Annotated in this window: 25 protein-coding genes; 19 read left to right on the top strand and 6 right to left on the bottom strand. The window is 70.9% G+C overall.

Going from position 1 to position 25994, the window contains the following annotated elements; translation table 11 throughout:
- Window positions 1-52: 52 nt before the first annotated feature.
- The 8 genes from VGD70_RS17380 to VGD70_RS17345 all read left to right on the top strand — a co-directional run bounded on the left by VGD70_RS17380 (window position 53) and on the right by VGD70_RS17345 (window position 8983).
- Window positions 53-1639 carry an acyl-CoA synthetase gene (locus tag VGD70_RS17380; RefSeq protein WP_331082525.1) on the top strand — a complete coding sequence of 529 codons (1587 nt, stop codon included), beginning with the start codon at window positions 53-55 and terminating at the stop codon, window positions 1637-1639.
- A 460-nt stretch (window positions 1640-2099) separates the two neighbouring features.
- Window positions 2100-3299, top strand: coding sequence for a S8 family peptidase (locus VGD70_RS17375; RefSeq protein WP_414637985.1), 1200 nt, complete (start codon window positions 2100-2102; stop codon window positions 3297-3299).
- Between the two features lie 103 nt (window positions 3300-3402).
- Complete coding sequence (locus VGD70_RS17370) at window positions 3403-4623, top strand: acyl-CoA dehydrogenase family protein (protein ID WP_331082513.1); 1221 nt, start codon at window positions 3403-3405, stop codon at window positions 4621-4623.
- Entirely contained in the window at window positions 4620-5417 is a 798-nt protein-coding gene (locus VGD70_RS17365; protein WP_331082512.1) for an SDR family oxidoreductase, read from the top strand. Before VGD70_RS17370 ends, VGD70_RS17365 begins: the two co-directional genes overlap by 4 nt.
- Window positions 5414-6469, top strand: coding sequence for a phosphotransferase family protein (locus tag VGD70_RS17360; RefSeq protein WP_331082511.1), 1056 nt, complete (start codon window positions 5414-5416; stop codon window positions 6467-6469). Before VGD70_RS17365 ends, VGD70_RS17360 begins: the two co-directional genes overlap by 4 nt.
- Window positions 6469-7134 carry a histidine phosphatase family protein gene (locus VGD70_RS17355; protein WP_331082510.1) on the top strand — a complete coding sequence of 222 codons (666 nt, stop codon included), beginning with the start codon at window positions 6469-6471 and terminating at the stop codon, window positions 7132-7134. Before VGD70_RS17360 ends, VGD70_RS17355 begins: the two co-directional genes overlap by 1 nt.
- A 41-nt stretch (window positions 7135-7175) precedes the next feature.
- Complete coding sequence (locus VGD70_RS17350) at window positions 7176-8159, top strand: SMP-30/gluconolactonase/LRE family protein (protein WP_331082509.1); 984 nt, start codon at window positions 7176-7178, stop codon at window positions 8157-8159.
- 119 nt (window positions 8160-8278) lie between these two features.
- Window positions 8279-8983 (top strand): hypothetical protein, encoded by a 705-nt coding sequence (locus tag VGD70_RS17345; protein WP_331082508.1) that lies wholly within the window; start codon window positions 8279-8281, stop codon window positions 8981-8983.
- Window positions 8984-9017: 34 nt separating this feature from the next.
- On the opposite strand, the gene VGD70_RS17340 is transcribed toward VGD70_RS17345, so the two are convergent.
- Window positions 9018-9440 carry a hypothetical protein gene (locus VGD70_RS17340; protein WP_331082507.1) on the bottom strand — a complete coding sequence of 141 codons (423 nt, stop codon included), beginning with the start codon at window positions 9438-9440 and terminating at the stop codon, window positions 9018-9020.
- Window positions 9441-10017: 577 nt separating this feature from the next.
- Between VGD70_RS17340 and VGD70_RS17335 the strand changes: the two genes are divergently transcribed.
- The 4 genes from VGD70_RS17335 (at window position 10018) to VGD70_RS17320 (ending at window position 15829) form a co-directional block, all read left to right on the top strand.
- Window positions 10018-11334, top strand: a complete 1317-nt coding sequence (locus tag VGD70_RS17335) for an ABC transporter substrate-binding protein (RefSeq protein ID WP_331082506.1) — start codon at window positions 10018-10020, stop codon at window positions 11332-11334.
- A gap of 75 nt (window positions 11335-11409) precedes the next feature.
- Complete coding sequence (locus VGD70_RS17330; protein ID WP_331082505.1) at window positions 11410-12402, top strand: sugar ABC transporter permease; 993 nt, start codon at window positions 11410-11412, stop codon at window positions 12400-12402.
- Complete coding sequence (locus VGD70_RS17325; protein ID WP_331082504.1) at window positions 12399-13241, top strand: carbohydrate ABC transporter permease; 843 nt, start codon at window positions 12399-12401, stop codon at window positions 13239-13241. Before VGD70_RS17330 ends, VGD70_RS17325 begins: the two co-directional genes overlap by 4 nt.
- Entirely contained in the window at window positions 13241-15829 is a 2589-nt protein-coding gene (locus VGD70_RS17320) for a hypothetical protein (protein ID WP_331082503.1), read from the top strand. The genes VGD70_RS17325 and VGD70_RS17320 overlap by 1 nt, the downstream gene beginning before the upstream one ends.
- 91 nt (window positions 15830-15920) lie before the next feature.
- Here the strand turns inward: VGD70_RS17320 and VGD70_RS17315 are convergent, their stop codons facing one another.
- Window positions 15921-16700, bottom strand: a complete 780-nt coding sequence (locus VGD70_RS17315; RefSeq protein ID WP_331082502.1) for an ABC transporter permease — start codon at window positions 16698-16700, stop codon at window positions 15921-15923.
- Window positions 16693-17661 carry an ATP-binding cassette domain-containing protein gene (locus tag VGD70_RS17310; RefSeq protein WP_331082501.1) on the bottom strand — a complete coding sequence of 323 codons (969 nt, stop codon included), beginning with the start codon at window positions 17659-17661 and terminating at the stop codon, window positions 16693-16695. The genes VGD70_RS17315 and VGD70_RS17310 overlap by 8 nt, the downstream gene beginning before the upstream one ends.
- Before the next feature lie 142 nt (window positions 17662-17803).
- Between VGD70_RS17310 and VGD70_RS17305 the strand changes: the two genes are divergently transcribed.
- The 4 genes from VGD70_RS17305 to VGD70_RS17290 all read left to right on the top strand — a co-directional run bounded on the left by VGD70_RS17305 (window position 17804) and on the right by VGD70_RS17290 (window position 20401).
- A complete protein-coding gene (locus VGD70_RS17305; protein ID WP_331082500.1) occupies window positions 17804-18562 on the top strand; it encodes a TetR/AcrR family transcriptional regulator in 759 nt (252 codons plus the stop codon).
- Window positions 18563-18619: 57 nt separating this feature from the next.
- The gene (locus VGD70_RS17300) at window positions 18620-19279 is read left to right on the top strand and encodes a DUF998 domain-containing protein (protein ID WP_331082499.1); all 660 of its coding nucleotides are present in this window, start codon (window positions 18620-18622) and stop codon (window positions 19277-19279) included.
- Window positions 19280-19288: 9 nt separating this feature from the next.
- A complete protein-coding gene (locus tag VGD70_RS17295; RefSeq protein ID WP_331082498.1) occupies window positions 19289-19909 on the top strand; it encodes a LysE family translocator in 621 nt (206 codons plus the stop codon).
- An 81-nt stretch (window positions 19910-19990) separates the two neighbouring features.
- On the top strand, window positions 19991-20401 hold the full coding sequence (locus tag VGD70_RS17290; protein WP_331082497.1) for a DUF6319 family protein: 411 nt from the start codon (window positions 19991-19993) through the stop codon (window positions 20399-20401).
- 53 nt (window positions 20402-20454) lie between these two features.
- On the opposite strand, the gene VGD70_RS17285 is transcribed toward VGD70_RS17290, so the two are convergent.
- Window positions 20455-21039 (bottom strand): DUF1361 domain-containing protein, encoded by a 585-nt coding sequence (locus VGD70_RS17285; protein WP_331082496.1) that lies wholly within the window; start codon window positions 21037-21039, stop codon window positions 20455-20457.
- Window positions 21040-21084: 45 nt separating this feature from the next.
- Between VGD70_RS17285 and mgrA the strand changes: the two genes are divergently transcribed.
- Complete coding sequence (gene mgrA, locus VGD70_RS17280) at window positions 21085-22113, top strand: L-glyceraldehyde 3-phosphate reductase (protein ID WP_331082495.1); 1029 nt, start codon at window positions 21085-21087, stop codon at window positions 22111-22113.
- Window positions 22110-22991 (top strand): ribokinase, encoded by an 882-nt coding sequence (locus tag VGD70_RS17275; protein ID WP_331082494.1) that lies wholly within the window; start codon window positions 22110-22112, stop codon window positions 22989-22991. Before mgrA ends, VGD70_RS17275 begins: the two co-directional genes overlap by 4 nt.
- Here VGD70_RS17275 and VGD70_RS17270 read toward each other — a convergent pair.
- Window positions 22984-23967 (bottom strand): o-succinylbenzoate synthase, encoded by a 984-nt coding sequence (locus VGD70_RS17270; protein ID WP_331082493.1) that lies wholly within the window; start codon window positions 23965-23967, stop codon window positions 22984-22986. The genes VGD70_RS17275 and VGD70_RS17270 overlap by 8 nt on opposite strands.
- 129 nt (window positions 23968-24096) lie before the next feature.
- On the opposite strand from VGD70_RS17270, the gene VGD70_RS17265 reads away from it, so the two are divergent.
- Complete coding sequence (locus tag VGD70_RS17265) at window positions 24097-25533, top strand: Nramp family divalent metal transporter (protein ID WP_331082492.1); 1437 nt, start codon at window positions 24097-24099, stop codon at window positions 25531-25533.
- Here VGD70_RS17265 and VGD70_RS17260 read toward each other — a convergent pair.
- The coding region (locus VGD70_RS17260) for a gluconokinase (protein ID WP_331082491.1) at window positions 25505-25994 on the bottom strand (490 nt) is incomplete at its 5' end. The genes VGD70_RS17265 and VGD70_RS17260 overlap by 29 nt on opposite strands.

Raw genomic sequence — 25994 nt, 5'->3', positions numbered from 1 at the left:
GAGGTCTGACTTGTTGGCTCGGGTGTGGGAAACCGCCGCGCAGGTGCCGACCATGGTGCGCGGTCTCGACGTGATCCGCCGGTCCGGCCTCGTGCCGCTGGCCCGCCCCGACCGTGCGCTGCGCGCGCTGTTCATCCTGCGCCAGCTCGGCCCCATCGCCGGCGCAGCGCAGGTCGCCGCCAGCCGGGACGACCGCGCCATCGGCCTCGTCGACGAGCTCGGCCCGCTCACCTACCACCAGCTCGACACCCGCTCCAACGCGCTGGCCAGGGCGTTCGCCGACAAGGGCCTCACCGCCGACTCGGTCATCGCGCTGCTCGCCCGCGACCACCGCGGCGCGGTCGACACGATGGTCGCCGCCGGCAAGCTCGGCGCCCGGCTGCTGCTGATGAACACCGGCTTCGCCAAGCCCCAGCTCGTGGACGTCGCCAAGCGGGAGCGCGTCTCCGCGATCGTGTACGACGAGGAGTTCACCGACCTCATCGACAGCCTCGACGGGGATCTGCCGCGCTTCCTCGCCTGGGTCCCCGAGGGCACCACCCCGGCGCACCCCACCCTCGACGAGCTGATCACCAGCACCGACGACCGCCCGGTCGCCGTCCCCCGCGAGCCCGGCGGGCTGATCCTGCTCACCAGCGGCACCACGGGCACCCCCAAGGGCGCGCCGCGCACGGTGAAGTCCCCGCTCGCCGCCGCCCAGTTCCTCGACCGCATCCCGCTGCGGGTCGGCGAGTGCACGATGCTCGCCGCGCCGCTGTTCCACGGCACCGGCCTGTCCCAGTTCCTGCTGTCGTTCGCGCTCGGCTCGACCGTGGTCCTGCGCCGCAAGTTCGACCCCGAGGAGACGCTGCGCGCGGTCCAGGACAACCGGGCCACCGCGCTCGTCCTCGTGCCGACCATGCTGCGCCGCGTCCTCGACCTCGGCCCGGAGGTCCTCGCGCGCTACGACACGTCCTCGCTGCGGATCGTCTTCTGCGCCGGCTCCTCGCTGCCGCCCGAGCTGGGCAACCGGGCCACCGAGGCGTTCGGCGAGGTCGTGCACAACCTCTACGGCTCGACCGAGGTCGCGGTCGCCACGGTGGCCACCCCGCAGGACTGGCGGGAGGCGCCGGGCACGGTCGGCCGCGCACCGGTCGGCTGCCGGGTCGCGCTCTACGACACCGAGGGCCGGCGGGTCACCGCGCCGCACGAGGTGGGCCGGGTCTTCGTCGGCAGCATCCTGTCCTTCGAGGGCTACACCGACGGCCGGCAGAAGGACGTGATCGACGGGCTGCTCTCCAGCGGCGACGTCGGCCACTTCGACGAGGACGGCCGGCTGTTCATCGACGGCCGCGACGACGACATGATCGTCTCCGGTGGGGAGAACGTGTTCCCCGGCGAGATCGAGAACCTGCTGCTCGAGCACGACGGCGTGGCCGAGGCCGCGGTGACCGGGGTGCCGGACGAGCAGTACGGCCAGCGGCTCAAGGCGTACGTGGTGGCCCGGCCGGCCGCGACGCTCGACGCCGACGAGGTCCGCGCGTACGTGAAGGCGAACCTGGCCCGGTACAAGGTGCCGCGCGACGTGGTGTTCCTCGACGACCTGCCGCGCAACGCCACCGGCAAGCTGCTCAAGGACAAGCTCGCCGAGCTGGGCTGACGCCCATTATCATACGAATTCAGGCGAAGCAAGGCCCCATAGTTGGGGATTAAGCCGAAAAAGGCTCCGATCTCGAAATGTGAGAGGCTGAATTCGCATTCCTCACGACGAGAGTTCGGGCGAACGCGCCATTGTGTATGCAAATTGCCATAAGGGTGTCCGCGCGTGGTTTCTGAGGAGCATGTGCCCAGGTCAACGCACCTGCCGTAACGCGCACTACCCATCGGTAGCGAATGGTGAATTGCCGATGACAAGCTCCTGAACGCGTATTCGACGTTGCGCCGTCCAGGGTAGCTAGATTGCGCCGTTCGGCCTAGTAATGGCAACTGGCAAGCATTGCTCGAGGAATGTCGCGCGGGGTTGCATAACCATTGGGCAACGGCATGCTGTGAACATTTCACGGGGCACGAATGCGTCGCCGCTGTCCACATTGGTCGGGGACAGAAAGGGTCAATTTGTCATGACGCGCATGAGTCGGGGCCGGCTGCTCGCCGGCGCGGGTTTCGCGGTGGCGGTGGCCGCGGTCACCGCGGTCGTCGCGATGCCAGCACAAGCGCAGGAAGGCCAGATCCGCTTGGCGGACACCGCGAACGCGGTGGCCGGCAACTACATCGTGGTGCTCAAGGACAGCGCCGCGACCGTCAGGAGTTCGGCGGTGTCGGCGCAGGCGGACACCCTCGCCACGAAGTACGGCGCCAAGGTCGGGCACAAGTACACGGCCGCCCTGCACGGCTTCTCGATCTCCGCCACGGAGACCGAGGCCAAGCAGCTCGCGGCGGACGGCTCCGTCGCCTATGTGCAGCAGAGCCAGAAGTTCCACGTCACGGACACGCAGGCCAACCCGCCGTCGTGGGGCCTGGACCGCATCGACCAGCGCGACCTGCCGCTGGACAGCTCGTACACCTATGCCAGCAAGGGTGACGGCGTCAACGTCTACGTCATCGACACCGGCGTCATGATGTCCCACCCGACCTTCGAGGGCCGGGCCACCGGCGGCTACGACGCCGTCGACGGCGACAACGACCCGCAGGACGGCTACGGGCACGGCACGCACGTGGCCGGCACCATCGCCGGCGCCGAGTACGGCGTGGCCAAGGGCGCGAACATCGTCCCGGTCCGGGTGCTCGACAACAGCGGCTCCGGCACCACCGACCAGGTCGTGGCCGGCATCGACTGGGTCGCGCAGAACCACACCGGCCCGTCCGTGGCGAACATGAGCCTCGGCGGCGGCGCGGACGACGTGCTGGACCAGGCCACCCGCGGTGCCATCGCCTCCGGCGTGACCTTCGCCATCGCGGCGGGCAACTCCTCCGCCGACGCGTCCGGCTTCTCCCCGGCCCGCGTCACCGAGGCGATCACCGTCGCCGCGTCGGACAACGCCGACGGCCAGGCCTCCTTCTCCAACTTCGGCTCGGTCGTCGACATCTACGCCCCGGGCGTGGACATCACCTCGGCCTGGAACGACGGTGCCACCAACACGATCAGCGGCACCTCGATGGCGACGCCGCACGTGGCCGGTGCCGCGGCGCTGTTCCTGTCGACCAACCCGACGGCGACCCCGGCGGACGTGGCGGCGGGCCTGACCGCGGCCGCCACGCCGGACAAGATCACCAACCCGAGTGCGGGCACGCCGAACCTGCTGCTCTACACGGGCGCGTGAGCGAAGCGCACAGGAACACCGTGAGCTAGCTAACCGCTGAAACGCCGCTTCCGGGTGGTCCCACCGACCCGGAGGCGGCGTTTTCCGCATATGGTGACCTGTCGTGGACTTCTCGCATTCGGCCAAGGCGGCCGACTACCTGCGGCGTGTCAGCGACTTCATCCGTGCGGAGATCGAGCCCGTCGAGGCCGACTACCACCGCACCCTGCGGGCTAGCAAGGACCCGTGGGTCGTCCTGCCCGTGGTCGACGAGCTCAAGGCCAAGGCTCGCGAGCAGGGCCTGTGGAACCTCTTCCTACCCGACGAGGCGTACGGCGGCGCGGGCCTGTCCAACGCCGAGTACGCGCCACTCGCCGAGCAGATGGGCCGCTCCGCACTGGCGCCGGAGGTCTTCAACTGCAACGCGCCGGACACCGGCAACGCCGAGGTGCTGGTCCAGTACGGCAGCGAGGAGCAGCGGAAGCAGTGGCTCGAGCCGTTGCTGCGCGGGGAGATCCGCTCGGCGTTCTGCATGACCGAGCCGGACGTCGCCTCCTCCGACGCCACCAACATGGCCGCCACCGCGATCGTCGACGGCGACGAGATCGTCCTCAACGGACGGAAGTGGTGGAGCACGGGGGTGGGCCACCCCAACCGCGGGTTCGTGATCTTCATGGGGCTCACCGACCCGGACGCGCCACGCCACCAGCGGCACTCGATGGTGCTCGTGCCGATCGACGCGGACGGGGTGAAGGTCGAGCGGCTGCTGTCGGTGTTCGGCCACCAGGACGAGCCGTACGGGCACGGCGAGGTGAGCTTCACCGACGTGCGGCTGCCGCTGTCGTCGGTGATCGCCGGGCCGGGCCGCGGGTTCGAGATCGCCCAGGGCCGGCTCGGGCCGGGCCGCATCCACCACTGCATGCGCTTGATCGGGCTGGCCGAGCGGGCGCTGGAGCTGGCCTGCACCCGGGCCACCGCGCGGGTCGCGTTCGGCAAGCCGCTCGCCAACCTCGGCGGCAACCGGGAGCGGATCGCCAAGGCGCGGATCGCGATCAACCAGGCGCGGCTGCTGGTGCTGCACACCGCGTGGCTGCTGGACACCAAGGGCCTGGCGGGTGCGCGCAGCGAGGTGTCGCAGATCAAGGTGGCGGTGCCCACGATGGCGCTCGAGGTGATCGACATGGCCATCCAGCTGCACGGCGGCGCGGGCCTGTCCGAGGACTTCCCGCTGGCCGCCGCCTACGCCGGGGCGCGTTCGCTGCGCCTCGCGGACGGCCCGGACGAGGTGCACCTCAACCTCGTGGCGCGCGTCGAGCTCGCCCCCTACATCCAGGAGACCAGGTGAGGGTGCTCGTCACCGGCGCGGGGTCCGGGCTGGGCAAGGCGATCGCGACGCGGTACTCGGGCGCGGGCGCCCGGGTGCTGGTGTCCGATGTGGACGCGAGCGCCGCCGAGGTGGTCGCCAAGGAGCTGGGCCAGACCTCGATCCGGCTCGACGTCACCACCGACGAGGGCTGGCGGGCCGCGCTCGACCGCTGCCAGGAGGACTGGGGCGGCCTCGACGTGCTGGTGAACAACGCCGGGGTCGGCGCCGGCGGGCGGTTCGAGCGGATCAGCATCGAGGACTGGGACTGGATCTGGGAGATCAACCTCAAGGGCGTGGTGCGCGGCTGCCGGACGTTCGTGCCGCTGTTCAAGGACCAGCACGCCGGGCACATCGTGAACGTCGCCTCGCTCGCGGGGATCATGAACCTGCCCGCGATGAGCTCCTACAACGTCACCAAGGCCGGGGTGATCGCGCTGTCCGACACGCTGCGCCTGGAGCTCGAGCCCTACGGCGTGCACACCACCGTGGTCTGCCCGGCGTACTTCCGCACCAACCTCGGCGACCGGCTGCGCAGCCCCGACCCGGGGCTCGCGGTACTGATGGACAAGCTCATGCGCTCGTCGAAGGTCACCGCCGAGGACATCGCCGCACAGGTCGTCGATGCCGTGGCCCGCAAGCGTTTCCTGGTGCTGACCCACCCCGACGGGCGGCGCTCGGCGCGGCTGAAGCGGCTCGCGCCGGGGGTGGTCGACGCGCAGGTGCGGACCTACTGGTCGCGACTTCGGTCGAGCCTGGAACGGGAGGGGTCGTGACCACGCTGCGGGACCAGCCCGGCGAGGTGCGCGCGGAGGACGCGTTCGACACGGCCGCCGTCACCGCGTGGCTGCACTCCACTGTGGACGGTCTGGGTGAGCTGCGGGAGGTGCGGCAGTACCCCGGCGGCGCGTCGAACCTCACCTACCTGCTGTGCTTCGCCGGCCGCGAGCTGATCCTGCGCAGGCCGCCCGCCGGGCAGAAGGCCAGGTCCGCGCACGACATGCGGCGCGAGTTCCTGGTGCAGAGCAGGCTGGCGCCGGTGTACCCGTACGTGCCGGACGTCCTGGCGATGTGCACCGACCCGGCGGTGCTCGGCTCGGACTTCTACGTCATGGAGCGCCTCGACGGCATCATCCTGCGCGGCGACCTGCCGGACGGGCTGACGCTGTCCGAGACCGGCGCGCGCTCGCTGGCGTTGCGGGTGTTCGACCGGCTCATCGAGCTGCACCAGGTGGACGCCGAGGCGGCGGGGCTCGCCGACCTCGGCAAGGGCGCGGGCTATGTCGAGCGGCAGGTGCGCGGCTGGACCGACCGCTACCGCAAGGCCCGCACGCCGGACGTGCCGGAGTCCGAGGACGTCATGGCGTGGCTCGCGGACAACCAGCCGGGTGACGTGCGGACCTGCGTGATACACAACGACTTCCGCTTCGACAACGTCGTGCTGGACGAGCCCGGCACGCTCGAGGTCGTCGGCGTGCTGGACTGGGAGATGGCCACGCTCGGCGACCCGCTGATGGACCTCGCCGGCAGCCTCGCGTACTGGATCCAGGCCGACGACGACCAGGTCGCGCAGCTGCTGCGCCGCCAGCCAACGCACCTGCCCGGCATGCCGACCCGGCGCGAGCTCGTCGACTACTACTGCGACCGGTCCGGCCTGTCCGCGCGGAACTGGACGTTCTACGAGGTGTTCGGCCTGTTCCGGCTCGCGGTGATCATGCAGCAGATCTACTACCGGTTCCGCGAGGGACAGACGCACAACCCCGCGTTCGAGCACTTCGGCAGGTTCGTCGAGTACCTGGACGGCCGCTGCCGCAAGGCGATCGGCTGATGGGCGCGATCTACCTGCTGCGGCACGGCCAGGCCTCGTTCGGCACGGCCGACTACGACGTGCTGTCGCCCACCGGCGAGACCCAGTCGAAGGTCCTCGGCGACGAGCTGCGCCGGCGCGAGGTGCCGGTCCACGCGGTCTGGGCCGGGACGCTGCGCCGCCAGCTCGCCACCGCGGCGGCGTGCCTGCCGGCGGCCGGCCTCGACCTGCCGGTCCGCCAGGACCCGCGGTGGAACGAGTACGACCACCTCGGGCTCGTGCCCGAGGGGCAGGCGGCGGACCCGTCCGACCTCGTCGCCGCGGCCCGCCGGTTCCAGGGGATGCTGGACGACGCGCTGCGGGGGTGGATCCAGGCCGGTTCGACCGTCGGGCACTCGGGCACGTGGGCGGAGTTCAGCGGCGGTGCCCTGGCCGCGATCGACGACGTGTTCGACGACCTGCCCCGCGGCGGGAACGCGCTGGTGTTCACCTCGGCCGGGGTGATCAGCGCGGTCTGCGCGCGGCTGCTCGACGCGCCGCCGGCCGGCTACCTGGCGCTCAACCGCACGATGGCGAACGCGAGCATCACCAAGCTCGTGCGCGGCCGGTCCGGGGTGAGCCTGCTGTCGTTCAACGAGCACGCGCACTTCGAGGGCGAGCGCCGGGAGCTGCTGAGCTACCGGTGAGTCTCTGGCCGGTCGTGGGCGAAGCCTGGTAGGCAGGGGGTATGCGCCGTCCCCCGATCGAGCCGGTCGTCTGGCAGCCGCCCAGGGTGGTGGGCAAGCCCGCCAAGGGCACGCTGCCGCCGCTCACCGTCGTGCAGGTCAACGGGTACGGCACCGAGGACGTCCTCGTGGACAAGGGCCACGTGTTCACCGGCGTCGAGGACGGGCGCATCCTGCGGCTCACCCCGGACGGCCGGCGCCTCGACACCATCGCCGACACCCGCGGGCGGCCGCTGGGCATCGAGCTCCACCCCGACGGGCGGCTGCTCGTGTGCGACGCGGAGCGCGGGCTGCTGCTGGTCGAGCGGGTCAGCGGCGAGGTCGAGGTGCTCCTCGCGAAGGGCCCCGGCCTGCGGATCTGCAACAACGCCGCGGTGGCCGCCGACGGCACGATCTACTTCACCGACTCCACCAGCCGCTTCGACCTGCGGTACTGGAAGGCCGACCTGCTCGAGCACCGCGGCACCGGCCGGCTGCTGCGCCGGGACCCGTCCGGCACCGTCGAGACCCTGCTCGACGGCCTGCACTTCGCCAACGGCGTGGCGCTGGCTCCGGACGAGTCGGCCGTGGTGGTCGCGCAGACCGGGTTCTACCAGCTCGACAAGGTCCACCTCACCGGTTCCCGCCAGGGCTCCGCCGAGGTGCTCGTGGCGGGGCTGCCCGGTTTCCCGGACAACATCGCCACCGGCTCCGACGGCCACCTCTGGATCGCGCTGGCCAGCCCGCGGGTGCCGGCGCTGGACCTCTCCAGCAGGCTGCACCCGGCCCTGCGCAAGGCGGTCTGGGCCCTGCCCGACGCGCTGCAGCCCAGGGAGAAGCGGGTGGTCTGGGCCCGCGCCGTCGACTTCGCGACCGGCGCGACGGTCCACGACTTCCACGGCACGAGCCCCGACTTCCACATGGTCACGGGCGTGCGCGAGGACGCCGGCACGGTCTACCTGGGCAGCCTCGACGAGCGGGCCGTCGCCCACTTCGCCCTCCCATAGCCATTACGAACCAGTCGTTACGAACCAGTCGTTACGGACAGTCCTTACGAACTGCGAACACGCGGAACACCTCGCGACGGTCACCGCTCCAACTGGCACACAAGCCAGGAGGAGGGGACATGACCGAGCTGTCGAGGTTGCCCGTTGCCGAGCCGCGCCGCCGCACCCGGGTCGGCTGGTGGCTCACCGGGATCGCGGTGGCCGCCGTCGCGGTGACCGTGGCGGTGGTGGCGCTGCGGGACGAGGGGCCGACCTACACCGTCGACAAGGAGCTCCAGGCCGCCCTGCTGACCGCCGAGGACTACCCGAGCGGGTACGTGGTGACCCTGCTCGGCAAGGAGGACCTGGAGCGGCAGAGCGGTGGCCAGGACCTGCCCGGCGACCTCCAGCCGGCCGGGTGCGCGGAGCTGCTCCGGACCCAGCCGCAGGTCACCGGCGACCACCCGGTCGGCGCCGCGCAGGCCGCCAACTCGGGTACCGGCACGTACTACGTCGAGGTGGTCGCGAACTCGAGCGAGGTCGAGAGGTGGGACGCGAGCGCCATCGACGGGCTGCTGAACGCCTGCCGGACCACGACGTTCACCCAGGACGGCGCCACCGGCACGGTCACCTTCGCCCGGCTCCCGGCGCCGAGCGACGCCCGCTCGTTCGCGCTGCTCACCACGATCGAGGCGGGCGGCGTGACGATCGCGATCGGCATCGCCGTCGTCGCGGTCGGCCGGCACGTGCTGGTGCTGACCGGCGGCTCGAGCGGCGGCTTCGACGAGGCCGAGTTCACCGAGGTCGTGCGTGCCGCCGAGGACAAGGTCCTGACGACGTTCTGACCCCCCGCGCCGCTGGGCCGAACGGGACGCCGGGCTAGGCAAGTTCCTGCCACGCCTTGTCGACCAGGCCGGCCACCTCGGCGGGGTCCTGGGCGAGGTCGCCGCTCACGTGGCTGATCTGGACGGTCAGGTTCGCGTTCGTGCGCAGGCAGCTCGTCAGGTAGCTCTGGGCCGGGTCGTTGCGCACCAGGCAGCCGACGTCGCCGAAGGTGCGGAGCTCCTCCAGCGGGCGCTCCATGCCCAGGTCCTTCGGGTCGGAGTAGGGCACGTACGGCGGGAACGGCGCCGGCGCCCGCACGACCTCCAGCATGAACGTGTTCCGCACGTCCTTGTCTGTATAGGTCTGCACGAACGCGCCCGCCCCGTCGTGGGCCGCGGCGAGGCGCTCGGCGCTCTTCGCGTCCCAGTCGTCGCGGCGCTGGGCCACCTCGCGGCCGTTGGCGTTCTCGGCGAACACGGAGGCGTCACCGTGCTTCACGTAATCGGAAAGGCGGGCCGGGGCCGAAATCGGCGAGGACGATGCACCATCGTTGCCGAATAGCAACCATGCGCCGCCCACCAGTGCCCCGCCGACCACCAAACTCACGATCGCTGCGACGACAGCGGGCCCACGCCGGTTCGGTGGGGCCGGAACCGGTGGCGGAAAGCCACGAGGCGGTGTCGGAATGAGATCGGGGTTGGTGCCTGTGGGCTGTTCGGTGGCCACCAGGCCTCCCTTCGGCCGGATGCGGATGGGTCGGGCTTGACTTCAAAGCGCGGGCTGGTCCAGGCTTGTCCGCCATTAACCGATCAAGTGGCCGAATCGTGCCACAGGTTATGCAGTCGCATCGAATGCCGGGTCCGAAGTGGACCGGCGTAGGGAGTCGAGGATGACTCAACGGTGGACCCGCGCGGGGGCGGCAGTTCGCCCGGTCGCGGCTAGATCCGTGGTGTCCTCACGTGCCCATTCAGGAAGCCCTTGACTGTGCACTTGTTCCGCGTGGCAGGAAATAGCAAGGTGCGGTGCAGTCACGGATCGACAGGAGTAAACGGAAATGAGTGCTGGAGCAAGGGCGCGCACTGCTGCGTTGCTGGCCGCGGCGGCCGTCGTGCTGGGCGGCTGCGGTAGCAGCGGCAGCGGCGGCGGCGACAACAGCGGGGGTGGCGGTGGCGCCGCCCCGAAGCTGGAGGGACGCGGGCCCATCACGTTCGCGACCGGCAAGGACACGTCGGGCAACATGCAGAAGCTGGTCGACCAGTGGAACACCGACCACCCCGACGAGAAGGTGACGATCACCGAACTGCCGGAGGCCGCTGACGAGCAGCGGAACCGCATGATCCAGAACGCCCAGGTGGAGTCCGCCGAGTACAGCGTGCTCAACCTGGACGTCATCTGGACCGCGGAGTTCGCCGCGAACCGGTGGATCGTGGCGCTGCCGCAGGACCAGTTCGACCTGGACAAGTTCCTCAAGCCGGCCGTCGACACCGCCATGTACCGCGACAAGATGTACGCGATGCCGGTGTACTCCGACGGTGGCCTGCTCTACTACCGCAAGGACCTGCTCACGAAGGCCGGCGTCAGCGAGCCGCCCAAGACCTGGGCCGAGATGAAGACCGCATGTGACAAGGTCAAGGCGCTGCCCGAGGCCAAGAGCATCGGCTGCTACGCGGGCCAGTTCGACAAGTACGAGGGCCTCACGGTGAACTTCTCCGAGGCCGTGCAGTCCGCGGGCGGCACCGTGGTCGACGACAGCGGCAAGCCGACGGTCAACTCGCAGCAGGCCAAGGACGGTCTCAACTTCCTGGTCGACGGCCTGAAGTCGGGCGAGATCCCGAAGGCCGCGATCACCTACCAGGAGGAGCCGGGCCGCCGCGCGTTCCAGGACGGCCAGCTGCTCTTCCACCGTCAGTGGCCGTACCAGTGGGCGAAGGCCAACGCCACCGACGGTTCGTCCAAGGTGGCCGGCAAGTTCGACGTCGCGCCGCTGCCCGGCAAGGACGGCCCCGGAGTGTCCACTCTGGGCGGTCACAACTTCGCGATCTCGGCGTTCGCGCCGAACAAGGCGACGGCGCTGGACTTCATCAAGTTCTTCTCCAGCGAGGAGGCCGAGCGGTCCAACCTGCTCGCCACCTCGCAGGCACCGACCCGGTCGGCGCTGTACGACGAGGCGGCCCTGAAGGAGAAGTTCCCGTACCTGCCCACGCTGAAGGCATCGATCGACAATGCGGCGCCGCGGCCGAAGGTCGTCAAGTACGGCGACGTCACGGCGGCCATCCAGGAGGCCGCGTACAGCGCGATGACCGGTGACAAGCCCACCGACCAGGCGCTGTCGGATCTGCAGACCAAGCTCGAAGAGCTGACCAAGCAGTAACGGCGAGGCGTCCGGCCGGGCGGCGCGTGTGCCGCCCGGCCGGACCTTCCCCCGACCAACCAACGGGAGATCGTCGTGACCGCGCCTGCCTTAGTGCCCGCCACCACCGGCGGCAACGTAACCACCAGCCCACAACGCCACGGGCGGCTGGCCTTCGGCCTGCTCTCACCCACGTTCGTCGTGCTGGCGCTGGTGATCGTCTACCCGCTCATCGCCGCCCTCCGCGAGTCGCTGTACCGCAAGTCGGAGGGCCTCGACGCGAGCGGGTTCGTCGTCTCGGGCGAGAAGTTCGTCGGCATCGACCACTACTCGGCCATCTTCTCCGGCGAGGTCGCCAGCCGGTTCTGGAACGCCTTCTTCAACACCACGTTCTTCACCATCGTCGGCGTGGCGATCGAGGTCGTGCTGGGCGTGGCGATGGCGCTGGTCATGCACCACGCGCTGCGCGGCAGAGGCATGGTGCGCGCGAGCATCCTGGTGCCGTGGGCCGTGCCGACCGCCATGTCCGCGCTGCTGTGGCAGTGGATCTTCCAGGCGGACGGGATCGCGAACCAGATCCTGAACACCCAGATCCTGTGGACCACCGAGGGCTTCCAGGCCAAGGTCGCGGTGCTGATCGCGGACACGTGGAAGACCGCACCGTTCGTCGGGCTGCTCGTGCTGGCCGGTCTGCAGATGATCCCCAACGACGTCTACGAGGCGGCCAGGGTGGACGGTGCCAGCGGCTGGCGCACGTTCTGGCGGATCACGCTGCCGCTGGTGAAGCCGGCGCTGCTGGTCGCGATGCTGTTCCGGGTCATGGACGTGCTGCGCATCTTCGACCTGCCCTACGTCCTCATCGGACCCCGCAAGCAGTCGGTGGAGACACTGTCCATGTTGGCCTTCGACGAGGCCAACGCCGTGCGGTACGGGCCGGCCGCGGCCTACGCGACGATCCTGTTCCTCTACGTCGCGATCATCGCCTACGCGTTCGTCAAGCTCCTCGGCGCCGACCTCATCGGCGAGGCGAGAGTGCGCGACAAGGACGCGGCGAAGCGCAAGGCCAAGGCGGAGGCGGTGTCGGCATGACCACCAACGGGAACGCCCCCGCCGGGCGGCGCTGGCTGCTGAACCTCGGCATCCTGATCATCGTCGTCTACTGCCTCGCGCCCTTCTACTGGATGCTCGTCTCGGCCTTCCGCAGGCCCAACGACCAGGGCGAGAACTCCTTCTTCCCGAGCCCGATGTCCACGGAGAACTTCGCCGCGGTGTTCGGGCCGAGCGTCGGCTTCTGGCGGTCGCTGCTCAACAGCGTCGTCGTGGCCGGCGTGACCACCATCGCCACCCTGATCGTCGGCACGTTCGCGGCGTACACGCTGGCGCGGCTGAACTTCCGGTTCAAGAACGTCGCCGCCGGCATCATCATCGCGACCTCGATGTTCCCCGGGATCTCGCTCGTCGTGCCGCTGCTCAAGCTGTTCACCGAGATCGGCTGGATCGACACCTACCAGGCGATGATCGTGCCCAGCCTCTCGTTCGCGCTGCCCCTCGCGGTGTGGACGCTCGCCACGTTCTTCCGGCAGATGCCGAAGGAGCTGGAGGAGGCGGCCATGGTGGACGGGCTGACCCGTGGCCAGGCGTTCCGCCGGGTGATCCTCCCGCTGGCCGCGCCGGGCATGTTCACCACCGCGATCATCACGTTCATCGCGGCCTGGAACGAGTTCATCTTCGCCCTGTCCATGGTCAACGAGAAGCAGATGAAGACCGCGACGGTCGCGATCTCCCAGTTCACCGGTGTGTCCGGGTTCGACAGTCCGTTCGGGACCAAGATGGCGGCCGGGGTCATCGTGACCGTGCCGCTGGTCATCGTGGTCCTGATCTTCCAGCGCCGGATCATCGCCGGCCTGACTGCTGGAGGCGTGAAGTGATGAGGAGCAAGGCTGCCTTAGTCCTGGCCGTGCTGGCCACCACCGCGTTGAACGTGCCGGTCGCCGCCGCGGCGCCGGCCGCGGGCGCGGACTCGTTCGCGGGGGGTGCGCTGGCCGGCCGAAGACTGGTGGAGCTGTCGGAGACCACCCGCCTGGCCGACCGCCGGGCGCTGGTCACCGGCGACCGGATGATCGCCATGGGCGACTCGACGGGCCTGTACCCGGCCACCGGCTGGCACATCCGGGGCGAGATGGGCGGCATCTGGACGCCGCCGGTGAAGCTGCTCGACGGTGTCTGGTTCGCCGTCGACGACGCGTGGCTCGGCGCCGACGTGGCCACCACCCGCTACACCGCGGGCTGGGGCTACCACCGGTTCGACTACGCGGGCCAGGGCGGGCTGAAGGTCGACCGGCTCGACTTCGCGCCCGACGGCGTGCGGGCCAACGTCATCGGCGTGACCCTGCGCAGCGACTCGCGGCGCACCGTGCGGCTCGCGATGGACGCGCACTCCGAGCTGATGCCGAACTACCCGTGGGGCTGGACCACCCCCGGCGCCGCCGCCGTGAACCTGCCCGACACCGGCGGCTACGCGGACGGCGCGCTGACCTTCCGGGAGAAGGGCACCTCGCCCGGCACCGGCGCGCACGACTACGCCGCGGTCGTCGGCTCCTCGGCCCGGCCCGCCGGCCACGAGCTCGGCCCGGACCACCGCGGCCCGCAGGACCCGGCCGTGGTCTGCCCGGCCGACGGCGCCGCGCCGCCACGCTGCGACGACTCGGTGTTCGGCAAGGGCACCGGCGGCCGGTTGAACTACGACGTCTCGCTCACGCCCGGCCGCTCGACCACGCTGTGGTTCACCGTGGCCGGCTCGGACCAGGGCCCGGCCGCGGCCCGCGCCGAGTACGCGAAGGCCTCGAAGAACCCGGCCGGCCTGCTGCGCTCCAAGGTGGACGGACGGCTCGCGACGGCGCACAACACCGTCGTCGACCTGCCGGGTGACCGGCTGCTGCAGCAGAGTGTCGAGTGGAGCAAGCAGAACCTCGCCGACTCGGTGCAGGAGGCGCACGACCTGAAGCTGCGTGACGTCGACGAGGGCCGGGCCTACCCGGCACCGGCCGGCACGCTGGACGAAGCTCGCTGGTACGGCGCCGGTTTCCCGGACTACCCGTGGATGTTCGGCACCGACGGCGAGTACACCGCGTTCGCCGCGGTGGCCGCCGGCCAGTTCGAGCCGATCAAGGCCCACCTGCGCGGGCTGCGGGACGTCAGCGAGATCGTCAACGCGCGCAGCGGCAAGCTCGTGCACGAGGTCGTGCACACCGGCGACGTCTACTTCGGAGCGAACAACGACGCGGGCAACACCGACGAGACGGTGAAGTTCCCGAGCGCGGTGGCCCTGGTGTGGCGCTGGACCGGCGACAACGGTTTCCGGGACGACCTCTACGACTTCACGGTCCGCAACCTGAAGTACGTGGACAGGACGCTGGACGCGGACGGCGACGGCTGGCTGGAGGGCTTGGGTAACGTCGAGCGGCCCGGGATGGGCGTGGAGAAGCTGGACAGCACGGCGTACTACGTGCGTGGTCTGCTCGACCTCGCGGACATGGCCGCCAGCAAGGGCGACCACGCCACCGAGACCTGGGCCCGCGGCCGCGCGGCCACGCTGCGGTCGCGGTTCGAGGCAACGTGGTGGGCCCCCGGCGACGCGAAGGCCTACGCCGAGTCGATCGACGATCCGGCGAACCCGGCCAACGACAACACGCCGATCTTCCAGCGCCACTGGACGGGTGTCTCCCCGATGGAGATCGAGCTGCCCGGCGGCACCCCGCTCGCGTCCCCGGCACACGGGACGACCGCGCTGACCCAGCGGGAGAGGAACTGTTACACCGGCGAGTTCGGGCTCTACCACACCGGCAGCGGCCCAACCTCCGCGCCGGCGGGCAACCCGGGCCCGTCGTGTGACACCGTGGTGTCCACAGTGCCCAGCGAGCGATCGACGTTCTCGCTCAACACCGGCGTGATGGCGGTGGCGGAGGGCAACTTCGGCCGCCTGGGTCCACAACGGACCTACACGACGGGCAACGCGCGGATTCAGCTGGACCCGGCCGTCCGCGAGGCCCCCGGCGCGATGCCGGAGATCGCCCCGTCACCGGACTTCGTGGCCAACATCGACCGGCCGTTCTACGACCGCTCGATGTCGCTGCAGGCCTGGGGCACGTACGGGATCCTGTGGCCGGTCGTGCACCAGCAGCTCGGCGTGTCCCCGGACCTGGGCAACGGAAAGCTGTCGGTGATCCCACAGCTGCCCGACGGCCAGCCGAGAATCGCCGGCTCGGACATCCAGCTGGCCCGAGGCTCGGTGGACGTCGCGGCAACGCGCGACGGCGACACGCTGCTGACCGAGGTGCACCTGCACGACGTGCGAGCGGACCTGACCGTCGGCGCGGTGCTGCCGGCGGGCAAGCAGGTGAGCAAGGTGACCTACAACGGCCGCCAGGTCCACTACGACGTGGTCCAGACGACCCGCGGCACGGAGGTCAGGGCGTCGGTCCCGAAGGACGGCACCCTGGAGATCACCCTCCGCTGATAGCGGGCGGAAACCCCAGCCGCACACGACGAAGCCGGCCCAGCACATACCGGGCCGGCTTCGTCGCACCCCCCGCACCCCCCGGAGCGGGTCAGGAAATGCGGCGCCGGAACAAGAACCCGGACGCGGTCACGGCGACCAGGAGAATCCCCCCGCACCAAGCCACAGCGAGCCACCCGGAGTTCCCCACCGGCGTACCGAGCAGCAGACCACGCATCGACTCGATCACCGGCGTGAACGGCTGGTGCTCGGCGAACCCGTGGATCCACGAAGGCATCGTGTCGATCGGCACGAAGGCGCTGCTCGGGTACGGCAGGAACATCACGAGGAACGTGAACCCACCGGCCGCCTCCGCGGACCGCGCGATCAGCCCGACCGCCGCCGAGACCCAGGAGAACGCGAGCACGAACAGCAGCAGGACCCCGACCGCCGCCAGATAGTCCACAACGGACGCCGAAGGCCGGAACCCGATCAGGAACGCGACCGACAGCACCAGCACGGTCGACATCAGGTTGCGGCTGACGCTCGCCACGACGTGCCCGGCGAGCACCGCGGCGCCGCTGATGTCCATCGACCGGAAGCGGTCCATGATGCCGCCGTTCATGTCCTGCGTGACCGCGACCGCGGTGAGCGAGGAGCCGAAGCCGGCGCACAGCAGGATCACGCCCGGCACCACGTAGGTCACGTACTCGGTGCCGGTCTCGATGGCGCCGCCGAACAGGTAGACGAACAGCAGCATCAGCATGACCGGCAGGAACAGCGCGGTGAACAGCGCGTCCATGTTGCGCAGGGACAGCCGCACGGAGCGGCCGACCATCACGCGCGCGTCGCCGCCCAACGAGGCGGGGCGGGCAAGGGTGAGCTCAGACACCGGCGGTCTCCTTCTCGGGCTCGGTGGTGGTGGTGTGCCCGGTCAGGGCGAGGAAGACGTCGTCGAGGGTGGCACTGTGGACGGTGAAGCGGGCCACCGTCGCGCGCCTGGGGTCGAGCTCGTCGAGCAGCGCCCGCACGTGCCCGGCGCTGCCGTCGGTGGCGACGGACACCGTGCGCCGGTCGTCGACCGGCTGGACGGCCCGCGGGCCGAGCACACCCATCAGCTCGGCGAACGCGTCCTGGTCGACCGCGGTCAGGTCCAGCCGGTGCCCGGCGACCTGCTGCTTGAGCTCCGCGGAGGTGCCCTCGGCCACGATCGTCCCGCCGTCCATCACGGCGATGCGGTCGGCGAGCTTGTCGGCCTCCTCCAGGTACTGGGTGGTCAGGAAGATCGTCACGCCCGAGCGGGTGAGGTCGGTGACCACCTCCCACACCGCCTGCCGGCTGCGCGGGTCCAGGCCGGTGGTCGGCTCGTCCAGGAAGATCACCGCGGGCCGCACGATGAGGCTCGCGGCGAGGTCGAGGCGCCGGCGCATGCCGCCGGAGTACGTGCCGACCCGGCGGCGCGCGGCGGCGGTCAGGTCGAACTGCTCGAGCAGCTCGGTCGCCCTGGCCCGCGCCTCTGCCTTGGACAGCCGGCACAGCCGGGCCATCATCCGCAGGTTCTCCGCCCCGGTCTGCAGCTCGTCGATCGCGGTGTCCTGGCCGGTCAGGCTGATGCTGCGGCGGACCTGGGCGCGCTCGCGGACGGTGTCGAACCCGGCCACGGTGGCCGTGCCGGCGTCCGGCTGGAGCAGCGTGGACAGGATGCGCACCATGGTGGTCTTGCCGGCGCCGTTCGGGCCGAGCAGCGAGAACACGCTGCCTCGGGCTACCCGGACGTCGACGCCGGAGAGCACCCGCACCGTGCCGTAGGACTTCTCGAGACCAGTAGCCTCGATGGCTGGCTCGTCGGGCATGGGGATTCCTTCTTTCTCAGGTGTTCGGGGGGACCAGCTCGTGAACCGCGGTGCGCACTGCGTATAGCGTAAACTCTACTGCGTAGGTCGTAAACAGTACATCGGGGTTTTCCCTGATGTCGGGTCGGGGTAGGAACCAGGGATGAGTGAGCGCGGCACCGGTCTTCCGGCCAGCTTCGAGCGGGCCTGGGGCGTGCGGGAACGGCCGACCAAGGGACCGAAGGCCGGTCTGAGCCTCGAGCGGGTGGTGGCCGCGGGGGTCGCCGTCGCCGCCGACGAGGGGATCGGCGCGGTGTCGATGAGCCGGGTCGCGAAGGAGCTGGGCACGTCGGCCATGTCGCTCTACCGCTACGTCGCGGCCAAGGACGAGCTGCTGGCGCTGATGGTCGACGCGGCACTCGGCTCGATGCCGGACATCGCCGGCGACGACGGCTGGCGGGCCGGCCTGGAGCGGTGGGCGTGGGCCGAGCTCGCCGCGTACCGGCGGCACCCGTGGGCGATGCAGGTGCCGATCAACGCGCCGCCGATCACGCCGAACCAGATCGCCTACCTCGAGCAGGGGCTGCGCTGCCTGGGGGGCGCCCCGCTGCAGCCGCACGAGAAGATGTCGGTGATCCTCACGGTCTCGAGCTTCACCCGCAGCTGGGCCAGCCTCACCGGGCAGATCAACCAGGCGTTCGCCACCGGTGACCAGGCCGCGCTCGACATGATGGCCAACTACGGCACGCTGCTCACCACGCTCACCGACCCGGCGGAGTTCCCGGCGCTGCACGAGGTGCTCGCGGCCAACGTGTTCGACCCCGCCGGGGACGGCAACGACGAGATGCCGGACGAGGACTTCGTGTTCGGGCTGGCACGGCTGCTCGACGGCATCGCGGTGCTGATCGACAGCCGGGGTTGAGTTCGTCCGGTTTGTCGTCTTACCGTTCTCTCACCTTCGGTGGTTAGTGTCGGACGCATGTCCTCGGGAAGAACGGCGGCGCTGGCGAGCGTGTGCTCGCTGGTGGCCGGGGTCGTGCTGATGCTGGCGTTGCACGTGCTGCCGCCCACCAACGAGATCAGCCCGGTCCGGCGCACGCTCAGCCAGTACGCGCTGGGCCCGAACAAGTGGATCTTCGACCTGTCGGTGCTGCTGATCGCCCTCGGGTCCGCGCTGGCCTTCGTCGTGCTGGTCCGCGAGCGGTACGTCCGGCCACTGTCGGGACCCACCGTGCTGGGTGCACTGTGGACACTGAGCCTGCTGGTCGTCGTCTGGTTCACCAAGACGGACTGGACGGTCGGGCCGAGCACGGGCGGCACGATCCACCGCTACGCCAGCGTGGTCGGGTTCGTCGCGCTGCCGATCGCGGTGCTCGTCATCGCGCGGGCGGTGTTCCCGGACTCGGCGCGCTGGCGGCTGGCCGCGCGGGGCTTCGGCGTCGCCTCGCTGGGCCTGTTCGGGCTGATCGTCGTCGGGGTCGTGCGGATGGCCGCGGGCGGCGGGCCGTGGTGGCTGTTCGTGCCGCTGGGTCTGGTGGAGCGGGGGATCGCGCTCACCGCGGTCGCGGCCATCGCGGTCGTCGTGCTCGGGGTGGCGGTGCGGGCGAAATCGGAGGACGTGGTGCGGGTGCCGGCCTAGGCTGCCCGCATGTCGACGAGCCAGGTACTGGCGTTCGCGGCCCTGTCGCTGGTCATGATCGTGATCCCGGGGCCCAGCGTGCTGTTCACCATCGGTCGCGCGCTCACCGTCGGCCGCCGCGAGGCGCTGCTGACCGTCGTGGGCAACGCGACGGGCGCGTACCTGCAGGTGGTCGCGGTGGCGTTCGGCGTCGGGGTGATCGTGGAGCGGTCGGCCGTGGTGTTCACGGTCATCAAGCTGGCCGGTGCCGCGTACCTGGTCTACCTGGGCGTGCGGGCCATCCGGCACCGCCGCGGGGTCACCGACGCGCTCGCCGCGTCCGTGCGGGATATCGGCCCGGCCCGCGCGTGGCGCGACGGTGTCGTCGTGGGCTTCACCAACCCGAAGACGATCGTGTTCCTGGTGGTGGCGCTGCCCCAGTTCACCGACGGCTCGCTGCGGATGCTCCTGCTGGGCACGCTGTTCCCGCTGATCGCGGTGCTGTGCGACAGCGGGTGGGCCTTCGTCGCGGGGACGGCCCGGGAGTGGTTCGCCCGCTCCCCGCGCCGGCTGCGGATGATCGGCGGCACCGGCGGGCTGATGATGATCGGCCTCGGCGCGAGCCTCGCCCTCACCAACCGCAAGGACTGATCAACGCCCCGGTGCGCGCATGGGGAACGCATGTTCTAATGTTTGCCTCCCGCACATGTGTGACGACGAAGGAGCGTGATGGTGTCCACCCCCAGCGAGGCCAACGCGGACGCTGAGCAGCCGACCGAAGCCCCGGCCCCCGCGGTCGAGTCGCAGGCAGAGGAGCCTGCGGCGGAGCCGCGCAAGCGCGGGCGCAAGCCCGGCAGCACCGCCCGCAAGACCCGCACCGTCGAGCTGACCCTCACGGTCACCGGCACCATGGACGGCGAGTGGCAGGCCGAGCTGTCCCAGAGCGGCACCCGCATGCTGCAGGGCCTCTCGATCCCGGCCGCGGCCGTCTCCCGAGCGGCCGCGGAGCTGCACGAGGACATCTCCAAGGCCATCGAGAGCGTGCTCGACGCCGCCCGCGAGCAGCACCAGTCGCGGCTCGCCGAGCTGGAGGCCGAGCTGAACACGGTCAAGCAGAAGCTGGCCGACCTGCAAGAGGGCTGAGGCGCGTCTGGTGGATCACGAACGGCGCGGCCGATGATCCGCCAGCCGTTGCCCTAGACCGAGCGAGCAGCGCGGTCGACGATCGCCGGCAGGGCGCGCAGCACTGCCGCCCCGCCGGCGAGCACCGCGAACAGCACCAGCAGGACCGCCAGCGTGCGGGGCTGCGGCACCGCGAGCACGTCGACCAGCCCGCGCGGGTCGGTCACCACGTCCCACGAGTTGAACCGGAACACCCGGCCCAGCACGATCCCCACCGCGCACAGCCCGTGCAGCCCGAGGTCGGTCAGCAGCACCGCCCGCCGCGACACACCGCGCTCGGCGAGCCAGCGCTCGAGCCGGACCAGCGACAGCACGTAGGCCACGAAACCCGCGCCCACCAGGCAGGCGTACTGCGCCAGCAACGCGGCGGCGAGCCACGGGCCGGCGTGCGTGGCGGCCAGCTCGCGCGGGAGGTGGAGCACGTCCGTGAGCACGTAGGGCGCGTTGGGCAGAAACGCGACGAACACCACGCCACCGGTCCACAGCAGCCACGCGGGCCGCGGCCGGTGACCGAACAGGAACCGCGCCAGCCCGAGCGGAACCAGGGCCAGGACGAGGTTCCAGCCCATCCAGCCGACGTTGCCCACCAGCTCGGACATACCATGCACGCTACCCGCGACGGAAGATCGAGGAGACGCGAGAAAATGAGCTTCGGCGCCGCAGAGGACCGCTACGACCACATGGCCTACCGCCGGACCGGTGCCAGCGGCCTGCAACTGCCCGCGATCTCGCTGGGCCTGTGGCAGAACTTCGGCACCGAGGTGCCGCTCGAGCAGTGCCGGGCCATCCTGCGGCGCGCGTTCGACCGCGGCGTCACCCACTTCGACCTGGCCAACAACTACGGCCCGCCCTACGGCTCGGCCGAGTCGAACTTCGGCCGGCTGCTCGCCGAGGACTTCCGGCCCTACCGCGACGAGCTGGTCGTCTCCACCAAGGCCGGCTACGACATGTGGCCCGGCCCGTACGGCCAGGGCGGCGGGTCGCGCAAGTACGTGCTCGCGAGCCTCGACCAGAGCCTGGCCCGGATGGGCCTGGACTACGTCGACATCTTCTACTCCCACCGGTTCGACCCCGACACGCCGCTCGACGAGACCATGGGCGCGCTCGCGTCGGCCGTCCAGCAGGGCAAGGCGCTCTACGTCGGCATCTCGTCGTACTCGCCGGCCAAGACCCGCGAGGCGCACGCGCTGCTCGCCGGCATGGGCGTGCGGCTGCTGATCCACCAGCCGTCGTACTCGATGCTCAACCGCTGGATCGAGCCGGAGTTGCTGGACACGCTCGGCGAGCTCGGCGTCGGCTGCATCGGGTTCTCCCCGTTGGCGCAGGGCATGCTCACCGACCGCTACCTCAACGGCGTGCCGGAGGGCTCGCGCGCGAGCCGCGAGGGGTCGCTGTCGAAGGACATGCTGAGCGAGGAGAACCTCGACCGGATCCGCGCGCTGAACGAGATCGCACGGCGGCGTGGCCAGACGCTCGCGCAGCTGGCGCTGGCCTGGACCCTGCGCGACCCGCGGATGACCTCGACGCTCATCGGCGCGTCGAGCGTGCGGCAGCTGGAGGACAATCTGGCGGCGCTGGACACCCTCGAGCTCACCGACGACGAGCTGGCCGAGATCGACCGGCACGCCGAGGACAGCGGCATCAACCTGTGGGCGCGGTCCAGCGCGCAATGATCGCGGTCGTCGGTAGCTGCAACGTGGACTTCGTGGTGCCGGTCCCGGCGCTGCCCGGCGCCGGCGAGACGGTGCTCGGCGGCGACCACCTGCGGACGCCCGGCGGCAAGGGGGCCAACCAGTCGGTGGCCGCCGCCCGGCTGGGCAGCCCGGTCGCGTTCGTGGGCTGCGTCGGCGACGACTCGCTCGCCCCGACGATCATCGACGCGCTGTCCGACGCCGGCGTCGACATGTCGTGGCTGCGCCGGGTGTCGGACGTGCCGAGCGGGATCGCGCTGATCACGGTCGCCGAGGGCGGCGAGAACACGATCGCCGTGAGCCCCGGGGCCAACGCGCGGCTCAGCACGGCCGACCTCACCGCGGCGGCCTCGTTGCTGGCCGAGGCGGCGGTGACGCTGGTACAGCTGGAGATCGCCGAGGACGTCGTCGCGGCGGCCGTGCGGGCGGCCGGTGGCCGGGTGGTCCTGAACCCCGCGCCGGCCCGGCCGTTGGCTCCCGAGGTGCTGTCCGAGGTCGACGTTCTGGTGCCGAACCGCTCCGAGCTGGGGGTCCTGTGTGGTGCCCCCGAGCCGGCGACCCCGGCCGAGGCCGCGGCGCTTGCCGGCTCGCTGGCGGGGCCCGGTGCCGTGGTGGTCACCCTGGGCGCGGACGGCGCCCTGGTCGTCGAGCACGGCGAGACGACGCACGTCCCGGCGATCGAGGTGGCCGCCGTCGACGCGACGGGCGCGGGTGACAGTTTCTGCGGCGCGCTGGCCGACGGCCTGGCGCGCGGCAGCTCCCTGGTCGAGGCGACGAGGTGGGCGGTCCGGGTGGCCGGCCTGTCGACCACGCGCTGGGGTGCCCAGTCGGGCCCCACCCGCGCGGAGGCGCTCAGCTGAGCACGCGGCCCTGCTCGACCAGCCGGGCGAGGCGGTCGCGCCACCAGGCGGCTTTCGCCGGGTCGGCGATCGCGTACCGGTCCAGCAGCTCGGGGTCCGGCGTCGGCGGCACCGGCGCCACCGGCAGGTAGCCGTCCACCGGCCGCAGCGACCGCGCGTTCCCCACCAGGTCGGACTCGAGCAACGACAACGTCCCCAGCCCGCACGCGAAGTCCAGCGACGGCAGCGCGCCCGCCAGCGCGAGCCCGGCCGCGAGCCCGACGCTCGTCTCCAGTGCCGACGACACGACGCACGGCAGCCCGCACGCCTCGGCCACCCGCAGCGCCCGCCGCACGCCCCCGAGCGGCGCGACCTTGAGCACCGCGATGTCCGCGGCCTCCGCGACGGCCACCCGCAGCGGATCCTCGGCCCGCCGGATCGACTCGTCCGCCGCGATCCGCACGCCGACCCGGCGGCGCACGGCGGCCAGCTCGTCGACCGTGCGGCACGGCTGCTCCACGTACTCGAGCCCGCCGGCCGCCCGGTCCAGCTGGGGGATCACCGCGACGGCCGTGTCCACGTCCCACGCGCCGTTGGCGTCGCAGCGCACCGCCCCCGCCGGCCCCACCGCGTCCCGCACGGCGGCCAGCCGCTCGAGGTCGTCCCCGAGCGGCGACTCGGCGACCTTGACCTTGACCGTCCGGCACCCCGACGAGGCGGCGATCGCGTAGGCCCGCTGCGCCCCGACGACCGGCACCGTCGCGTTGATCGGCACCCGCCCGCGCACCGGGTCCGGCCACCCGACCGTGCAGGCCTCGATGGCCGCCGTCAGCCAGGACGCCGACTCCCGATCGTCGTACTCGGCGAACGCGGAGAACTCACCCCAGCCGGCCGGCCCCTCGATGAGCATGCCCGCACGCACGTCGATCCCCCGGAACCGCGCCGTCATCGGAATCGCGAAGCCCCGGGCAGTCTCGAAGTCGATCATCGTCTTCATCACCGCTGAAACTACACCCAGATCGCCCCAACGAGACGACCAGGGCAAACGTATGTCCACAAAGGATCAACAACACGGGTGCCGCGAAGTGCGGATAAAATTCCCCAACTAACCCTGCGTTGAGAGGGGATGAAAGTGACCAGGCAGCACAACGAAGTGACGGTCTCGGTCGTCGACCGGTTTCCCGCGAAGTACCTGGCAAAACCCGAGCTCCGGCCGTTACCCGAGCCGCCGGCCGCCACCTGGCGCATCATCGGTCCCGGCATCGTCGCCGCCGGGGTCGGCCTCGCGTCGGGCGAGTTCATCCTCTTCCCGTACATCGCCTCGCAGGTCGGGCTCGTGTTCGTCTGGGCCGCGCTCGTGGGCCTGGTCACGCAGTTCTTCCTGAACATGGAGATCGAGCGGTACACGCTGGCCACCGGCGAGACCGCGCTCACCGGGTTCAGCCGGTTCTGGCGGCACTGGGGCCTGGTGTTCGCCATCCTCACGATCCTCGCCAACCTGTGGCCCGGCTGGGTCACGAGCTCGGCGACGCTCGTCACCTACCTGTGGGGCGGCTCGGTCACCTGGATCGCCGTCGGCATGCTGCTCGCCATCGGGCTCATCCTCACGCTCGCACCGGTCGTCTACGTCGCGCTCGAACGTGCCGAGATGCTCAAGGTCGCCGCCGTGCTGGTGCTGCTGGTCGTCGGCGCGTTCGTCGCGATCAGCGCGAACGCGTGGGCGGACGTGCCGAAGATCGTGACCGACGCGACCGTCCCCACCGAGCTCGGGTTCGCGCTGCTGCTCGGCGCGCTCGCGTTCGCCGGGGCCGGCGGCGGGCAGAACCTGGTGCAGAGCAACTGGATTCGGGACAAGGGCTTCGGCATGGGCCGCTACGTCCCGCGCATCACGAGCCCGGTCACCGGCAAGCCCGAGGCCGCGCCGAGCACCGGCTTCATCTTCGAGCCGACCGAGGAGCACCTGGGCCGCTGGCGCGCGTGGTGGCGCTTCGCCAACCGGGAGCAGCTCTCCACGTTCGTGCTGATCACGTTCCTGTCGATCCTGTTCACCTCGCTGCTGTCCTACTCCACCGTCTTCGGCCGCGCCGACCTGCCCAACGGCATCGGGTTCCTGCAGATCGAGGGCAACGTCCTCAGCGACACGGTCGGCCGCTGGTTCGGCACGTTCTTCTGGATCATCGGCGCGTTCGCGCTCTTCGCCGCGGCACTGGGCATCGTGGACTACACGAGCCGCCTGGTGGCCGACGTCGTCAAGACCTCCTACGCGCAGCGGGTGAAGGAGAGCACGCTCTACTTCGGCGTGGTGTGGGGGCTGGTGCTGGTCGGGTGCGTCATCGTGCTCGCGGGCTTCGCCCAGCCGCTGATCCTGCTGGTGATCTCGGCGTGCGTGGGCGGGTTGATGATGTTCATCTACTCGGCGCTGCTGATCGTGCTCAACCGCCGCGTGCTGCCGGAGGAGATCAAGGTCCGCGGCGGCCGGGTGCTGGTGCTGGGCTGGTCGGTGGCCCTGTTCGGCGTCCTGTCGGTCCTCACGATCATCGACCAGGGCTCGAAGCTCTTCTAGCGGCGGCGGCCACGAGGTCGGCGACGGGTGCGGCCAGGTCGAGCACGACCCCGCGCTCGTCGTCGCCGAGTGGTTCCAGGGCGGCGAACTGCGAGTCGACGAGGGACTCGGGCATGAAGTGTCCGGTCCGCTCGGCGACCCGCCGCCGCACGGTCTCCTTCTCGCCGTCGAGGTGCACGAACTCGACGGCCGGCGCCTTCTCCCGCAGCACGTCGCGGTACCGGCGGCGCAGGGCCGAGCACGTGACGACCGCGCCCGTGTCCTCGTGCCCGGCCAGCCACTCGCCGATGGCCCCGAGCCACGGCCGCCGGTCGTCGTCGTCCAGCGGGTGGCCGGCGGCCATCTTGGCGACGTTGGCCGCGCTGTGGAAGCTGTCCGCGTCGGCGTACGGCACGCCGAGCTCGCGGGCCAGCGCCTCACCGACGGTGGACTTCCCCGACCCGGTCACCCCCATGACGACG

Source organism: Actinophytocola sp., assembly GCF_036402745.1.
In the GTDB taxonomy this organism is placed as follows: Bacteria; Actinomycetota; Actinomycetes; order Mycobacteriales; family Pseudonocardiaceae; genus Actinophytocola.
This window is presented reverse-complemented; position numbering and strand designations above follow the sequence as displayed.

Excerpts from the sequence above, each read along its gene's own strand:
- VGD70_RS17325 (WP_331082504.1), top strand. The coding sequence starts at position 12,399 with ATGACCACCAACGGGAACGCCCCCGCCGGGCGGCGCTGGCTGCTGAAC.
- VGD70_RS17310 (WP_331082501.1), bottom strand. The coding sequence starts at position 17,661 with ATGCCCGACGAGCCAGCCATCGAGGCTACTGGTCTCGAGAAGTCCTAC.
- VGD70_RS17355 (WP_331082510.1), top strand. The coding sequence starts at position 6,469 with ATGGGCGCGATCTACCTGCTGCGGCACGGCCAGGCCTCGTTCGGCACG.
- VGD70_RS17345 (WP_331082508.1), top strand. The coding sequence starts at position 8,279 with ATGACCGAGCTGTCGAGGTTGCCCGTTGCCGAGCCGCGCCGCCGCACC.
- VGD70_RS17375 (WP_414637985.1), top strand. The coding sequence starts at position 2,100 with ATGACGCGCATGAGTCGGGGCCGGCTGCTCGCCGGCGCGGGTTTCGCG.
- mgrA (WP_331082495.1), top strand. The coding sequence starts at position 21,085 with ATGAGCTTCGGCGCCGCAGAGGACCGCTACGACCACATGGCCTACCGC.
- VGD70_RS17295 (WP_331082498.1), top strand. The coding sequence starts at position 19,289 with ATGTCGACGAGCCAGGTACTGGCGTTCGCGGCCCTGTCGCTGGTCATG.
- VGD70_RS17300 (WP_331082499.1), top strand. The coding sequence starts at position 18,620 with ATGTCCTCGGGAAGAACGGCGGCGCTGGCGAGCGTGTGCTCGCTGGTG.
- VGD70_RS17275 (WP_331082494.1), top strand. The coding sequence starts at position 22,110 with ATGATCGCGGTCGTCGGTAGCTGCAACGTGGACTTCGTGGTGCCGGTC.
- VGD70_RS17320 (WP_331082503.1), top strand. The coding sequence starts at position 13,241 with ATGAGGAGCAAGGCTGCCTTAGTCCTGGCCGTGCTGGCCACCACCGCG.
- VGD70_RS17380 (WP_331082525.1), top strand. The coding sequence starts at position 53 with ATGGTGCGCGGTCTCGACGTGATCCGCCGGTCCGGCCTCGTGCCGCTG.
- VGD70_RS17335 (WP_331082506.1), top strand. The coding sequence starts at position 10,018 with ATGAGTGCTGGAGCAAGGGCGCGCACTGCTGCGTTGCTGGCCGCGGCG.
- VGD70_RS17265 (WP_331082492.1), top strand. The coding sequence starts at position 24,097 with ATGAAAGTGACCAGGCAGCACAACGAAGTGACGGTCTCGGTCGTCGAC.
- VGD70_RS17270 (WP_331082493.1), bottom strand. The coding sequence starts at position 23,967 with ATGAAGACGATGATCGACTTCGAGACTGCCCGGGGCTTCGCGATTCCG.
- VGD70_RS17350 (WP_331082509.1), top strand. The coding sequence starts at position 7,176 with ATGCGCCGTCCCCCGATCGAGCCGGTCGTCTGGCAGCCGCCCAGGGTG.
- VGD70_RS17305 (WP_331082500.1), top strand. The coding sequence starts at position 17,804 with ATGAGTGAGCGCGGCACCGGTCTTCCGGCCAGCTTCGAGCGGGCCTGG.
- VGD70_RS17285 (WP_331082496.1), bottom strand. The coding sequence starts at position 21,039 with ATGTCCGAGCTGGTGGGCAACGTCGGCTGGATGGGCTGGAACCTCGTC.